This is a genomic window from Desulfogranum aggregans, assembly GCF_055398265.1.
The window spans coordinates 2,804,802-2,818,711 of the sequence record NZ_AP042447.1 but is presented as its reverse complement, the minus strand read 5'-3'; the positions used below and the strand labels follow the sequence as shown (position 1 = coordinate 2,818,711).

Here is a 13,910-nt window from a genome sequence, read left to right as displayed (position 1 = left end):
CGTGAGAAACGCGGGAAAAGAGGCAGGGAAAATGGTATGGATAGCAGAAGACCGATGGACAGCGGCCAAAGCCCAGCCGGGTGCCCGGGGGTTACCGTTACCCGAAAGCCGGATGAAGAGCCGAAAAGGCAACGTGGACAAAGATGAGTTATACAAAAAAAACAACCAGGCAGGCGACGGAACCCTCTGCTTGCCAATTCATCAGATATAGGCAATGAGCAGCGTCAAGATCGATGGCAAAGCCGTTCGTGCATTTCGTGAGGCAAAAGATCTCACCCAGCTCTATATTGCAACAGTGGTGGGGGTCACGACGGATACCATCTCACGGTGGGAAAACAAGAAGTATCCGGCAATCAAGTTTGAAAATGCTCAGAAACTCGCCGAAGCCCTTGATGTCCCGTTAGAGAGCATTCTCGAACAACCGCAGGACGAGAAAAAGCCAGTGCCTTCCGCTGCCGCGGGCAAAGACTCCAAAGGGGAGGAAAAACGGTCTTTCCTAGATGTGCCGCAAGTGTTCAGGTTCGGGATTCTGGTGCTGCTGATCCTCCTACTGACAGGTGGAGCTGGTTTCTATTGGTTTTACCTCAATCAGGAGGTGCACATCACCGCCTCCAGAAGTCTGCCGCCGCATACGGCACCGCACCTGCCATTTCCGGTCATCATACGGTTGCAGGCCGATGCCTCCATTGATGCGCCTATCCTGCTTCGTGAGACCATCGTCGGGCAGGCCCGCGCTGTTGCCATAAAAGCCGCTTCCGCGCCAGGTGTGAAGGAATATGGACAACAGCCGCGTTGGATTGGCCGGCTCCGGCAGGGAGAGGCAGCATTCATGTATATGGTGCATCCTGATCCAGCAGCAGAAAAAGGGGAGTCGCTTCGATTTTCCGGCGACTGCGTCTCCGGCAAGGTGAAAAAACGGGGCACGTCCATCGTGGGCGATGATGCGGTCAGGATAACGGCCTACCACTGGGCAGACAATGACCGGGATTTTGTTATTACCGATGAGGAAATTCTAGAAGCCTACGAGAGTTATTCTTTACCGGGAACTGTACCGGTCGATTTCACCGGGGTGGAGAACCTGTGGCTGGCTGGCGGATATCGCTGGGATGAAGAACGTCAACAATTTATACCCGATTCAGGCCGCACTACGCAGCGAGGAGAGCAGTAATGACGCGAAGATTATTTTTTCTACTTCTGGTGACCGGCATGGTCTGGCCTCAGCATCTGCATGCAAAAAACAGCGTAACCGGTCGCTACCAGGGAGCCGGATCCGATCAGGTGACTATACAGTTGGTGGTCTCTGATCCCGCGCCCATGGCTTTTATCGTTTTGCAGCGCCTCCCCAAGGGGGTACGGCTGCTCTCGGCAAGTCCCAACCCCTCGGGAGGGACAAAGGGAGCCACTGTCAAATGGCTGTTCAAGCATGCCCGCCCCGGAAATCATACGGTGGTTATGCGGTTGTCCATGCCGGTGGCTCCCGGCCAACTGCAGGGTGAAATCCGGTTTCGTCATCCGGACAGCGGGGCCATGATAACCACAAAGATCAATACATAAGCACCCTTGCTTTCTTACCGGAAAGAATGTATTTTTTCAGTTGTAGCAACTGGGTCAGCTTCGTCGCCGGACATTCATTAAGGAGAATCGTATATGTATATCGGGAGAATAATGCACACCGAACTGGTCACTGTCAGCCCGCAAACCACCCTGGTTGAGGCCCGTGATCTCATCGCAGAGAAGTCCATTGATCACCTGTTGGTGGTCGATAAACGCGGACAACTGGTTGGTATCCTCTCAGACCGTGACTTAAAACAGAACTGGGCCTCTCCGGCTACAGCGCTTTCCACCCATGAACTCAATTACCTGCTGCAGAAAGTCGAGGTGGGGATGATCATGGTCAAGACGGTGATCACCGTACCGCCGGACACCACCATTGAACGGGCAGCATACGTCATGCAGACCAATAATATCAGTTCGCTGCCGGTGGTGGACAAGGATGAACTTCTGGGAATAATCACCAGTACCGATGTAATGGGCGTGCTGCTCAGTGCCATCGGCATGAGTGACGACAGCGTTCGTCTGGGCGTCTTTGTTGATGACAGCATAGGCCGACTGGCTGAGGTCACCAATATTTTGAGTAAGGAGCAGATCAATATCCAGAGTCTCTTCTGCTGGCCGACCAGGGATTATCCCGGCATCACCCACCTGGTGATCCGTATTGCCGGCGATGACGGGGCAAAAGCGGTGCTTGCCCTGGAGCAGGGCGGCTTTAAAGTGCTTACGCGATATGAAAAAGACCTGACGCCTTTTTTGCCTGCGTCAGCGCTGGAATAGGGACGGATCGCAGGATAATGAGCGATGAACACGATTGACGGCCGGGTATCCCCCGGCTGTTTTTTTTGGAGGGACCTATGGTGCACCGCTGGAGCGCAAATGAACTGCTTCGCACCTCCAACAGTTACTGGCGTAGCTGCACGTTGCAGGCCGGGGTACGCCTGGACCTCTTTACCCTGCTGGACGGCGGGTGGCATGCGCTGCAGGAACTCGCTGACCAGCTGTCTGCAGACAGGCGTGGACTTGCCTATTTGCTCAATGCGTTAACAGCCATGGGACTGCTGGAGAAGCGCAATGAGCGCTACTCTGACAGCGATGCAGCCGCCCAACTGCTCAGCAGCAAGTCTCCGGCCAATATTCGGCATATCCTGTTGCACCATCACGACCTTCTTGATTGCTGGTGACCGGGCAGTGGTCACCGGTGAACCGTGCATCCAGCATGACCCTGAAAATGCCGAGGAGCGCACCAACTTTCTCCTCGGCATGTTGAACCTTGCCCTGCTCACCGCACCGCGTTTTGCGGCCGAGATCGATCTGGGTGGCCGCACTCACCTCCTGGATATCGGCGGCGGTCCGGGGACCTATGCCATCCACTTTTGCCAGGCCAACCCAAGGTTGCGGGCTACCCTTTTTGATCGGTCGACCACTGAACCGATTGCAGCGGCTACTGTCCGCCAATACGGCATGGAGGAGCGGATCAGATTCACCAGTGGAGATTTTACCACCGATCCGCTGCCCAAAGGGGACTATGATGTGGTGTGGATGTCACATGTACTGCATGGTCTCGGGCCGGATGCGAGCACGGCCCTGATCGGCAAATGTGCAGAAGCCCTCACACCCGGCGGGATGATCTTGATTCATGACTTTTTTCTTGATGAGACCAAGGATGGGCCAGAATTTGCCGCACTCTTTGCCTTGAATATGCTGGTCAACAATCCTGCCGGCAGAACCTATAGTGAAGGGGAGGTTCGCGATATGCTCCTCCAGGCAGGCGTAGTCGGAATTAGACGGTTTTCACCGCTGGGCCCCAATAATTCTTCCATCATTCACGGTGTCTGCTGATGTTTTTTTGGGCAGCAATGGTGCTTATTGCTGCGGGAACCATTTGCTTCTATTCCCTGATTGCCCGCCTGCGGCTGCAGGGGCTTGAGCAGGTACCCTGTTGCCCGGAAAGGATAGTCACGCAGTTTCCCCTGATATCAGTAATCATACCGGCCTGCAACGAGGAACAACATATCGGCCCGACCCTCGACTCTCTACTCGGCCAGGAGTATCCGCATCTGGAAATAATTGCCATAAATGATCGCTCGATTGATGGAACCGGCACGGTGATTGAGGACTTTTCCCGCCGATACAAGCGGGTCACCGCGTTAACCATAGAGACGCTCCCCGAGGGATGGCTGGGGAAAAATCATGCCCTGCACCTTGGTGCGGCAATGGCCAGGGGCGAATTCCTACTCTTTACAGACGCAGATATCCGCTTTGCACCCACAACCCTGTGCCGGGCTATGTCCTGGGTACAGGCCAAAAAACTTGATCACCTGACCCTTCTGTTCAGGAATACGACCCCGGGTAACCTGCTCAATGCGGTGATTGTCGAGGCCATGACCGGGTTATTATTGCTCCTTCGCCCCTGGAGGGTGGCTGATCCTAAGAGTAAATACTTTATCGGCATCGGGGCCTTTAACCTGGTCAGCCGTAAGGCCTACAGGGCAGCAGGCGGACACGAGCGGAATCCACTGCATCCCATTGACGACATTGTGCTGGGCAAGGTGCTTAAGCAGGCCGGGTTTCACCAGGGTTGTCTGCGGGGAGAACGCTTTGTTTCTGTTGCGTGGTACGCCGACCTCAGAGAGATGATCGCCGGATTGATGAAGAATGTGTATGCCTTCTATAACTATTCGGTGTGGCAATCGATAGCCGGAGCACTGATCATTATCGTGTTCAGTATTTTACCCCTGTGGGGAGTAGTGTTGTTGGACGGTCCTCCCCGGTGGCTGTGCATGGGTTCGGTGCTGTTGAGGGCAGCAGCCTTTCGGGTAAATGCCCGGTCAATGCAGGTACCGGGAAGCAGCATGATTTTTTTCTGGTTGGCCCCTTATTTCTTGCTCTATATTTCTCTCCGGGCCACGGTGACGACCCTCTATCATCAGGGCATATGGTGGCGTGGGACCCTTTACCCCCTGTCGGCGCTGCGGGAAGTTGAACCGATCGTCACCGTTGGGTGGCTGTTTCGCTGGCGGTAAGTCAGGGGCTCGTCGACCAGCGGATCGCCGGAAACATCAAGCGATCATTTTCAGGCCTTGAGTCAGCTCCCGCAGGTCCTCCTCCACCAGGGTCTCCTTGTGGAGCAGTTCCTGGGCGCACTTTTCAAGAATATCGCGATTCTCCTCCAGCAACCGGACGGTGGTGGCAAAGGTGCTGTCAATGATCGTCCGCACCGAGGCGTCGATCTGTTCTGCCGTCTTGTTGCTGCAGTTCATTCCGGAAGGAAGTTGTCCCTGCTGTTCAAGATAGGTCTGCTTGTTTTCATCGTAGACCACGTGTCCCAGTTTCTCGTCCATTCCGTACTTGGTCACCATGCTGCGGGCAATATCGGTAACCCGCTGGAGATCGTCGGATGCGCCGGTGGAAAGGTGATCGAAGACGATTTTCTCTGCCGCGCGGCCGCCGAGCAGCACCGATATCTTATGTTCGAGTTCTTCCTTGGTCATGAGGAAGCGATCTTCGGTAGGACGCTGCAGGGTGTAGCCCAGGGCGCCAATGCCGCGGGGAATGATGGAGATTTTATGGACCGGGTCCATGCCTGGAATGGCCAGGGCCGCCAGCGCATGACCGACTTCATGGTAGGCGACAATTTCACGTTCTTTCGGGTTGAGCAGCCGGTTTTTCTTTTCCAGACCGGCAATTATTCGTTCAATGGCCTGGGTAAAATCGTTCATACTGACGGCCTCTGCATGTCGCCTGGTGGCGAGCAGGGCGGCCTCGTTGACCAGGTTGGCCAGGTCAGCACCGGAGAACCCGGTTGTCAGGTCCGCCACCTGTTCGGCATCGACATCCTGGTCGAGATGTACCTTTTTCATGTGTACCTGCAAGATGGCGACCCTGCCGGTTTTATCCGGGCGGTCGACGAGCACCTGGCGGTCGAAACGTCCGGCCCGCAGCAATGCCTGGTCAAGCACCTCCGGCCTGTTGGTGGCAGCAAGCAAAACAACACCGCTGGTAGGGTCAAAACCGTCAAGCTCAACCAGCAGCTGGTTCAGGGTCTGCTCCCGCTCATCATTCCCTCCAAAGCCGGCTGCTGTACGGGAACGGCCCAGGGCATCGAGCTCATCGATAAAGATAATGGCCGGCGCTGATTTTCTGGCCTGCTCAAAAAGATCGCGGACGCGGGCCGCGCCGACGCCGACAAACATTTCCACGAACTCTGACCCGCTGATGGAGAAGAACGGTACGCTGGCTTCTCCGGCAACAGCCTTGGCGAGCAGAGTCTTACCTGTTCCTGGAGGGCCAACCAGGAGAATGCCTTTGGGCATGCGGGCGCCGAGTTTGCCGTAATCACTGGGTGCCTTGAGAAAGTTGATAATTTCTTCAAGTTCGGCCTTACTTTCCTCTACCCCGGCAACGTCGTCAAAGGTCACCCCGGTTTCATGCTCAACATAGATTTTGGCCTTGGATTTCCCGATATTCATGAATCCGCCGCCCATGCCCTGCTTTTCGGCAAATTTGCGCATGATGAACAGCCAGATTCCGACAAAGATCAGGGCCGGAACAACCCAGGAAAGCAGGGTGGCCAGAAATTTACTCTCATGTACCTGGGTGAAGGGAACCTTGTACTGGAGGAGCTGTTCCGCCAGCCGGGGATCAACACGGTTGGCTATCACAAATTCCTTTCCATGTTCATCCGGCGCAGACAGGTGACCTGTGATATAATTTTCCCGGATGGAGAGTTCCGAAATTTTGCCCTGATCGAGCAACTCCTTCAGCTCACTATAGGGTATCGGCTGGACGGTCTGCTGCTGTACCCAGATTTCATGGAGAAAAAGGATGCCGAAAACAGCAATGAATGCGTAGATCAGGTTGAACTTATTTTTATTATCCATGGGTATCCCACCAGGTTAAATGGAAAAAACATGAGCATACTGGGTGGTTCATACGCGGTTGAAAAGAGAGGGTGACAAGCTGCCGAGAGCTACGGTATATACTGTAGCTCTCTACGGTGCGTGTTGGAAGCCGGATGTCAAACCACCGTGTATTTGCCATAAACAGAGAGTGTCTGATTTTGAAAACTGTAAGGAGAATGGGATGGACCAGTTTACGCGTTTTATGGAAGGCTTCAATACCTATATCGAAAGCCCGTTCGGCATGTTCTTTGTCTGCACAGCTCCCATTATCTTCTATTATGCCTTCAAAATCTATATTAAGCCTCTCTTCCAAAAAAAGGAACAGAGCCCACCAGAAAAAAGTGAGTGAGCATTTTTCCCCTGCATTTTAACTGCTTTTATGGGTTTCGTCCAATTCTCTGTAGAGTGCCAGCACGCCTGAACGGGTGAGCTTCTTGATACCCAGCGGACGCAGAATAGTGACGATGGCATCTATTTTTCTTTCGGTTCCGGTTACCTCAATCACATAGGAGTCAATACCGGCACTGACGACTTTGGCATCGAAGATCTCCACGGTTTGGACTACTTCGGTCCGGTTTTCCGGGGTCACGGCAACGCTGATGAGCGCCATCTCTCTTTTAACTGCCTCATCGTTGGTCATGTCGCGCAGCTTGATCACATCGATCAGCCGGTTGAGCTGATTCATTATTTCATCTAGCTTGCTCGGGGTCGCTGTAGTCTTGATCGTTATGCGCGAAACCGCCGGGTCATGGGTCGGCGCGCCGCAAATACTTTGGATATTGTATCCCCTACCGGAAAAGAGACCGGTGATGCGGGCGGTTACCGATGGTTTGTTGGCCACCAGCATGGTGAGTATATAGGATTGTTCTTCCATACAGACCTCGTGTAGCATTATCGTTGATGAACCGGCCGGCTACGAGCGTGTCGGCGCTATGCGTAACCTTTCTCCTCTTCCATAAATGGACCCATGATCATGTCCTGGTAACCGGAGCCGGCATGGATGCGAGGATAGAGTACTTCATCCTCATCGCACACCACCTCGAGAAATGCGGGCCCTGCGGCACTCATGAAATCCCTGAGTCCGGCCTGCAGCTCTTCTCTTTTTTCGATACGCCGCTGGAACGGAAATCCCAATTCCCTCGCGACATTGGCGAAATGAACACCGGATTTTTTCATGGTCCCTACATATTCGCCATCGTAGAGAAAATCTTGAATATTTCTTACCATACCGTCGCCATGATTATTGAGCAAGAGGACTTTGATGGGCAGTTGCTCTCTTCCAATGGTAAATAACTCACCCAGGTTCATCAGCAGGCTGCCATCGCCGTCTATGGCAATGACCGTGCACCGGGGGGCCGCATAATAGGCCCCAATAGCCGCTGGCAGGGAAAAGCCCATAGGCCCGAACCCGCCGGCGGTGAGAAAGGATTTCGGTGTGTAGCTGGTCAGATACTGGGCGGCCAGCATCTGGTGGTTGCCTACCCCGGTGGTGACCTTTGTTTCAGGGGTGACCAGGCCGGCCAGGTGCTCCATGACCTCAGCTTGCTGGATAGCTTGAGCCTGACGGTTGTAGTCGAGGGGGTAGTCTGACTTGAGCTGTTTGATCCGTTCCTGCCAGGGGCCGATGTCCAGACGGATATCATGCTTGAGCGCATAGTTGAGCAGATCGTCAATCACGGTCTGGGCATCACCGATAAACGAGAATTTCGGTTCCCGCGTGAATCGGACTTCCTGCACCTTATGCGGGTTGATGTCAAAGTAGGCGATATCTGCATCCAGGCCTGCTTCACCCACCTTCTGGGAGACGCGATCGTCCCAGCGAATGCCGAAAGCGACAAAGAGATCGGTTTCCTGGATGGCCTTGTTGGCTGCCGGAACGCCGAACATCCCCAGCATGCCGACAGCCCAGAACTTCGTTTCATCCAGGATGCCCTTGCCCATGAGGCTGTTGATGGAGGGAACAGCAAAGCGATGGTTAAAGGCCCGAATCTTGTCGCTGGCCGCCTGGGAGTTGAGCCCGCCGCCTATGTACAGCAGCGGCTTTTTCGCCCCTTTCAGCAGCTGAAAAAACCGGCGGCACTGGTTTTCTCCCAGATGGCGCTCCTCATCATATTTGGCGGCAAATTTTTCGGTGGCAATGCCTGTATACTCACCCTCGGTTCGTTGGATATCGTAGGGGAAATCAATGACCACCGGGCCAGGCTTACCCGAGGTGGCAAAGAAATAGGCATCTTTGACCACTTCCTCTATCTTGTGCATTTCATTGACAAGGATCACCTTTTTAGCCGCATCGGCAAAAACACTGCTTACCTTGATATGCTGGAATTCATCGGTGTCCATCTTGGTCTGCGCGACCTGACCGGCAAAAACCAGCATGGGGATGGAGTCGGCGTGAGCATCGGCAACGGCGGTAAGGGTATTGGTGATCGCCGGTCCTGAAGTGACGACGGCAATACCGACCTTTTCACTGGCCCTGGAGTAGCCCTCGGCAGCAAAGGCGCAGGCCTGTTCATTGGCGCAGACCGTGATATTGATCGGAGTGGAGCCGATGGCGTGAAAAACCGGGAGAATGGTTGCGCCGGAAAAACCGAAAATGTGCTCGACGCCGAGGTCAAGCAGGCTTTTAGCCAGGATTTCTGCATTATTCATTGGTCAAATGGTCGTGTTGGTGTGAAGGGAAAAAGCATACGGGTTTAAAAACCGGGTAGCTTGAATTTCAATGTTACCTCGCCGGTTGTTTGGTCAACACTCACCATTTTGTCCGAGGATGCAGAGGGCTGGATGGTGCTGCCGGTGGCCATCTCCAATAGCCCGCCGAGAAAAGCCATGCCCTGATTAAGGACTTCTTCCATTTTCTCCGGGGAGTGGGCGGTGGATTGAGCCGCAGGCGCTGCGTGTTGAGCGGGGGTGGCTGGGATGGAGTCCACAGGTTCCTCTCCGACGTAGTCCGTTGGTTGTTCCTGGAGTACCTGCGGGTTGAGGTAATGCGGGGTGTCCGGGAGAAGTTCTTCTCCCTCCTCTGGCGGTCTGATAAACTCGGACTGATCATCTTCAAGTGCGGTGCGGAGCTGCTTGAGCAGTGCCTGATGTCTCTCCCGGTCAAAAACAACGGTTGAACGGCTGCCTGAAAAAACCGCATCAAACACATCGGTTTTCATTTGAATGCCGGTAAGGATGCGCTCCTCAATGGATTGCTTGGCAATCAGATTGATGACATTGATGCACCTGGCCTGTTGGCCGATTCTGTTGATCCGTCCAATGCGCTGCTGGAGCTTGGCAGGATTCCAGGGCAGTTCAAAATTGATGACCGAGTCGGCAGCCTGCAGGTTCAGGCCGGTGCCTCCGGCGTCAGTGGAGAGGAAGACCTTGCAGTCGGGGTTGGTGGTGAACTCGTCGATGAGCAGCTGCCGCTTCTTTACCGGGATTTTTCCGGAAAGTTCGACAAAGGGGATCTGCGCCGCCGACAGTTGCCTGCCGATGAGGGCCGTCATGGTTGTCCATTCGCTGAAGATAACCACCTTGCGGTTATTCTGGATCACCAGTTCATCCACTATGGAGGCCAGCTCGGCCAGCTTGGGAGAAATGTTGGTCTCACGATCGATGAGGTGGGTTGAGTCGCATACCTGACGCATCTTGAGCAGCAGCATCTGGATGCGACGAAGATCCATGGGGGTGAGGAACTTTTTGTTCAACAGCGGCAGCAGTGACTGGAAGTAGCCGTTATGGATGTCAGCCTGTTGCGGATGCAGATCAATGAAGTAATCGTTGCGAATCTGATCAGGTAATTCCGTGAGTACCGCTTCTTTGGTCCTGCGGATAACCAGGTTCTCCAGTTTATCATGTAGCCGCTCCAGGTTGCGATACCCCAGGATTTTGCCCTTTTTGGTGCGACTCAGGAGAAAATGATCCGCAGCAAATTGCCACAGAGGGCTCAGCAGGTCGGGCTGCAGGAATTGAACAATGGAGTAGACATCCTCGAGCTTGTTTTCCAGCGGGGTGCCGGTGAGGACGAGGGCATGCTGACGAGGGAGCCGCTTGATGGCGGCAGCGGTTTTGGTGGTGAAATTCTTTATTCGCTGGGCCTCGTCAAGGATGATCAGGTCGGGCCGAAAACGCTCAATGGCTGCGGTATCCCGCAGAACGGCCTCATAGTTGGTAATTTTAAACAGGTCGCTATTGTGGCGGTACTGCTCCTGGCGTGCTGCCGCCCCGCCTTCGATGATGCAGGCCGTGTGATGCGTAAAACGCTCTATTTCCCGCTGCCACTGCTCTTTGAGCGAGGCAAGGGTGATGATCAGCACCCGGTCAAAACCGAAAATCTCCTTTTTCAGGAGGGCGGCGGCGATGGCCTGCAGGGTCTTGCCAAGCCCCATTTCGTCGCCGATAAGAGAGGCCTGTCTGAACAGGGTAAAACGAATACCCTCCTCCTGATAAGGATAGGGCTGTATCTTGAGTAGATCGGAAAGGTTTGGAATTTGGGTACTGCTCGCCTGCTCAAGTTCGTGTTCAAGGACGGCCTGCTCAATTTTGTTCATGACCGCCGGCTGGATGCGGATATGCTTGTCTGTTTCCAGGGTGTCGAGGGCGGGAAGCAGCGCAGTTATCTCTCCGCTGTAGAGTCGCCCTTGGGCGTCAAACAGCTCGTCAAGTAGCTTCCCGGTAGCCTCATCGAGCGTCTCTTGCCGCTGATTATGCAAGCGCGGCTGGAGCAGCTCGCTGTCCCAGTAGATATCGACATAGGGAAAGCGTTCCTGCCGGCATTGGTGGAGAAAATTTTTTCTGGTGTTGAGTTGTTGGTGAGCAAAAAGGAGGTGCTTGCAGGTGTTGAGCCGGTTGGTCAGGTAATCGGGACAGGAGCAGTGCCCGCTTCGTGCGGACGGTTCATGCAGCGTGACCTGGTACCTGGTTCCCGTGGGTGTTTGGACCGTGTGGTCTCCTTTCAGCATATCGCCTTCAAAGAGGAACATCTGTTCCCTTTTTGCCCGCGCTGCCCTGTCGTCGAGTGCCTGCTGACGTATTTCCTCAGGACTGAGAAAAACATCCGGTGGTTTTGTTTCCAGAGCTGGGGCAGGGTCCGCGGGGGCCTGCTGACGCTGGAGGATGTCAAACAGGATAGCAACACTGTGTTTGCACCCCGGCTGCGGGTAAGGGCAGCTGCAGGTGCAGGAAATGGTTTGCCCAAGCCTGGCCTCGGTCCGGTAGTCGCCATAGTGGCCATCCACCTCGTAAGTAAAACGATGACAGGCGGGGTCATGTTCAAGGAGACGAAAAGTACCGGTGCGGTAAAGAAACTCCCCTCGCTTCAGGATGCTGGTAGAGTCGGCAAAGGCGGCAATGGTCTCGGGGGTAAGGTGTGGCATCTGTATCGTTTGGCAGTGGGAAGATCAAGGTGACCGGTGCAACGGGTGAGCAAGGCAACACCTGCTCGGTCACGAAAAACGATATACAGTTACCACACCCCGAGGGAGAGGTAAAGTGGAAGCACCCTCTGCTCAGGGGCAAAGCCGGTTGCAGTAACCGATATGACGCCTCCTCAACTGATAAGCAATTCTGGCGAGTTAGCGCATGAACGATTGCCGGGCAGGGCGGGTGGTGAGGATGTTGTCGGTGAGGTATTTCAGCACCACGCCATACAGGGGCAGCAGCAGCGCCAGGCTGACCAGCAGCTTAAAGCAGTAGTCGCCTATGCCAATTTCCACCCAGTGAGCAGCCATGAACGGGTCTGAACTTGCCCAGAAGGCAACCGAATAAAAAATAAAGGTGTCCAGCAGGTTGCCGAGAATGGTGGAGGCACTCGGTGCCAGCCACCAAGCGCCTTGTTCACGCAGGCGTGAAAAAATACGGACATCGGCCAATTGGCCGAGGGTATAGGCGGCAAAACTGGCAAAGGCGATGCGTAGAACAAAGGTATTGAGGCTTCCGAGCTGGGCGATTCCCTGGAAGGCTGCTTCAAAAAAGAGCACGGAAATGAGATAGGAGAGGATCAGCGCCGGCAGCATTACCCAGAAGATGATTCGCCGTGCCTCAGTCGGCCCGAAGATGCGGACGGTCAGATCTGTGGCCAGGTAGACCAGGGGAAAGGTAAAGGTGCCCCAGGTGGTATGAAAGCCGAAAAGCTGAATCGGCAACTGGACCAGGTAGTTGCTGGCAGCAATAATGCCAATGTGGACAGTGATCAAGATAAAGAGTGCGCGTTGTATCTGCGCGGAGGTGAGGTGCAACATATGCTTCCTTTTTGGTTGTCGGGGTGAGGGAACCCGAGGTAGTCGCTCGCTGTCTGTCAGCATCCAATGGTTGGACGAAAAGGATGTATACCCCATATTTCGAGAAAGGCAAGGGAAAATGGCGTATGATTGCGGGTCAGGGCAATGACATCGTGGTGGAGGAGAGTGTTTCACTGTTTCTGGCACTAGTCAGCGGACTGCAGAGAAAAATTATGCATACTGCTCAAGGTTGAGGTGCTGAACCCACTTTTTGTGCGATTTCTGTTGGTCCGCCGGATGATTGTCCGTGGGGTGTTTGCTACTGCCCCAAGCTGATATTTGGTATACTCCCTCCTGCATCTACCTGCCGCTGGCAGACGGGGCCAACCAAAGAAACGAGATCCCACCTCAATCAGTGAGCGTTTAAGAACGGTGGAGCTGCAAGGCAGTAACATACTTGATTTACACTACATACTATATGAACACGCTGTCAACGGAACCGGTGGGCCTGTTTTGGGAGCCCTGCAAGGCGGCTGGTGAGTCTGAGCTTTTGCAGGCATACCAGTGAATGTCTAGAGGAGCATGCGTATTAGCTCGACTCAGGCTCTACGCCGTCACGGATTCAGCAACCAAAGAAAACAAAAGGTCTGCAAATGGTTAAGAATGTTCTCATCGCCCTGTTGTTGATCACCAACGGCGGCACGCTTTACTATATTTATGCGCACATGCAGCCGTCTGAGCAGCGGGTGATCGTCGATACCCAGGCCCGTGAGCAGCAGCCGCAGTATTTTTACCGGATTACCATGACCGATGGCGGGGTGGCCGAAGGGAGCGGCATCATGCAGAAAGCGGAAAGTATCGACCTGATGGACAGGGGCAGGATGGTGATGACTATCAGTAACCGGAACATTTTTCAGGTGGAAAAGGTCTCCTACCGCACCGGGACGTCCACGGTGGTGATCACCCGCAGTACCCTTTCCCGTCCTAAAAATTAAGCAATGCAGGCCCCTGGAATTAGAAAAGGCTGTAACCACGAAGGTTACAGCCTTTTTATGTAAATGGTGGCGATGCAGGGACTTGAACCCCGGACACCACGGATATGAGCCGTGCGCTCTAACCAGCTGAGCTACATCGCCAAAAGCAGTATATATGAACGGTTGCTTTGAACCGGGACAATATTCAAAATTTATTGTCTTTTGTCAACAAGAAACATAAGGGAAAAGCCGTGTAGGGTTATTTTTCCTCTACTCTT

The 13,910-nt window shown here is 54.1% G+C and carries 12 protein-coding genes and 1 tRNA gene; 7 read left to right on the top strand and 6 right to left on the bottom strand.

The features are described 5' to 3' along the window. Positions 1-214: 214 nt before the first annotated feature. The 6 genes from ACZ52Z_RS12415 (at position 215) to ACZ52Z_RS12390 (ending at position 4,577) form a co-directional block, all read left to right on the top strand. A complete protein-coding gene (locus ACZ52Z_RS12415; protein ID WP_464267097.1) occupies positions 215-1,168 on the top strand; it encodes a helix-turn-helix transcriptional regulator in 954 nt (317 codons plus the stop codon). Next, positions 1,168-1,554, top strand: a complete 387-nt coding sequence (locus tag ACZ52Z_RS12410) for a hypothetical protein (protein ID WP_464267096.1) — start codon at positions 1,168-1,170, stop codon at positions 1,552-1,554. The genes ACZ52Z_RS12415 and ACZ52Z_RS12410 overlap by 1 nt, the downstream gene beginning before the upstream one ends. A gap of 93 nt (positions 1,555-1,647) precedes the next feature. Beyond that, positions 1,648-2,331 carry a CBS and ACT domain-containing protein gene (locus ACZ52Z_RS12405; RefSeq protein ID WP_464267095.1) on the top strand — a complete coding sequence of 228 codons (684 nt, stop codon included), beginning with the start codon at positions 1,648-1,650 and terminating at the stop codon, positions 2,329-2,331. Positions 2,332-2,408: 77 nt separating this feature from the next. Then, on the top strand, positions 2,409-2,735 hold the full coding sequence (locus tag ACZ52Z_RS12400) for a methyltransferase family protein (RefSeq protein ID WP_464267094.1): 327 nt from the start codon (positions 2,409-2,411) through the stop codon (positions 2,733-2,735). Further along, the gene (locus tag ACZ52Z_RS12395) at positions 2,722-3,393 is read left to right on the top strand and encodes a methyltransferase (protein ID WP_464267093.1); all 672 of its coding nucleotides are present in this window, start codon (positions 2,722-2,724) and stop codon (positions 3,391-3,393) included. Before ACZ52Z_RS12400 ends, ACZ52Z_RS12395 begins: the two co-directional genes overlap by 14 nt. Then, positions 3,393-4,577, top strand: a complete 1,185-nt coding sequence (locus ACZ52Z_RS12390) for a glycosyltransferase family 2 protein (protein WP_464267092.1) — start codon at positions 3,393-3,395, stop codon at positions 4,575-4,577. Before ACZ52Z_RS12395 ends, ACZ52Z_RS12390 begins: the two co-directional genes overlap by 1 nt. A gap of 36 nt (positions 4,578-4,613) precedes the next feature. Here ACZ52Z_RS12390 and ftsH read toward each other — a convergent pair whose 3' ends face one another. The 5 genes from ftsH to ACZ52Z_RS12365 form a co-directional block, all read right to left on the bottom strand. Continuing rightward, a complete protein-coding gene (gene ftsH, locus ACZ52Z_RS12385; protein WP_464267091.1) occupies positions 4,614-6,434 on the bottom strand; it encodes an ATP-dependent zinc metalloprotease FtsH in 1,821 nt (606 codons plus the stop codon). A 388-nt stretch (positions 6,435-6,822) separates the two neighbouring features. Continuing rightward, complete coding sequence (ilvN, locus tag ACZ52Z_RS12380) at positions 6,823-7,329, bottom strand: acetolactate synthase small subunit (protein ID WP_464267090.1); 507 nt, start codon at positions 7,327-7,329, stop codon at positions 6,823-6,825. 56 nt (positions 7,330-7,385) lie between these two features. After that, the gene (locus ACZ52Z_RS12375) at positions 7,386-9,104 is read right to left on the bottom strand and encodes a thiamine pyrophosphate-binding protein (protein WP_464267089.1); all 1,719 of its coding nucleotides are present in this window, start codon (positions 9,102-9,104) and stop codon (positions 7,386-7,388) included. Positions 9,105-9,148: 44 nt separating this feature from the next. Beyond that, positions 9,149-11,815 (bottom strand): DEAD/DEAH box helicase, encoded by a 2,667-nt coding sequence (locus tag ACZ52Z_RS12370; RefSeq protein ID WP_464267088.1) that lies wholly within the window; start codon positions 11,813-11,815, stop codon positions 9,149-9,151. Positions 11,816-12,013: 198 nt separating this feature from the next. Then, positions 12,014-12,679: a 7-cyano-7-deazaguanine/7-aminomethyl-7-deazaguanine transporter gene (locus ACZ52Z_RS12365; RefSeq protein ID WP_464267087.1), complete on the bottom strand. Its 666-nt coding sequence runs from the start codon at positions 12,677-12,679 to the stop codon at positions 12,014-12,016. 632 nt (positions 12,680-13,311) lie between these two features. On the opposite strand from ACZ52Z_RS12365, the gene ACZ52Z_RS12360 reads away from it, so the two are divergent. Further along, positions 13,312-13,653: a hypothetical protein gene (locus ACZ52Z_RS12360; protein WP_464267086.1), complete on the top strand. Its 342-nt coding sequence runs from the start codon at positions 13,312-13,314 to the stop codon at positions 13,651-13,653. A 64-nt stretch (positions 13,654-13,717) separates the two neighbouring features. On the opposite strand, the gene ACZ52Z_RS12355 is transcribed toward ACZ52Z_RS12360, so the two are convergent. Further along, positions 13,718-13,794 (bottom strand) — tRNA-Met (locus ACZ52Z_RS12355). Positions 13,795-13,910: the final 116 nt, after the last annotated feature.

Excerpts from the sequence above, each read along its gene's own strand:
- ACZ52Z_RS12415 (WP_464267097.1), top strand. The coding sequence starts at position 215 with ATGAGCAGCGTCAAGATCGATGGCAAAGCCGTTCGTGCATTTCGTGAG.
- ACZ52Z_RS12400 (WP_464267094.1), top strand. The coding sequence starts at position 2,409 with ATGGTGCACCGCTGGAGCGCAAATGAACTGCTTCGCACCTCCAACAGT.
- ACZ52Z_RS12390 (WP_464267092.1), top strand. The coding sequence starts at position 3,393 with ATGTTTTTTTGGGCAGCAATGGTGCTTATTGCTGCGGGAACCATTTGC.
- ACZ52Z_RS12405 (WP_464267095.1), top strand. The coding sequence starts at position 1,648 with ATGTATATCGGGAGAATAATGCACACCGAACTGGTCACTGTCAGCCCG.
- ilvN (WP_464267090.1), bottom strand. The coding sequence starts at position 7,329 with ATGGAAGAACAATCCTATATACTCACCATGCTGGTGGCCAACAAACCA.
- ACZ52Z_RS12375 (WP_464267089.1), bottom strand. The coding sequence starts at position 9,104 with ATGAATAATGCAGAAATCCTGGCTAAAAGCCTGCTTGACCTCGGCGTC.
- ftsH (WP_464267091.1), bottom strand. The coding sequence starts at position 6,434 with ATGGATAATAAAAATAAGTTCAACCTGATCTACGCATTCATTGCTGTT.
- ACZ52Z_RS12370 (WP_464267088.1), bottom strand. The coding sequence starts at position 11,815 with ATGCCACACCTTACCCCCGAGACCATTGCCGCCTTTGCCGACTCTACC.
- ACZ52Z_RS12365 (WP_464267087.1), bottom strand. The coding sequence starts at position 12,679 with ATGTTGCACCTCACCTCCGCGCAGATACAACGCGCACTCTTTATCTTG.
- ACZ52Z_RS12360 (WP_464267086.1), top strand. The coding sequence starts at position 13,312 with ATGGTTAAGAATGTTCTCATCGCCCTGTTGTTGATCACCAACGGCGGC.
- ACZ52Z_RS12410 (WP_464267096.1), top strand. The coding sequence starts at position 1,168 with ATGACGCGAAGATTATTTTTTCTACTTCTGGTGACCGGCATGGTCTGG.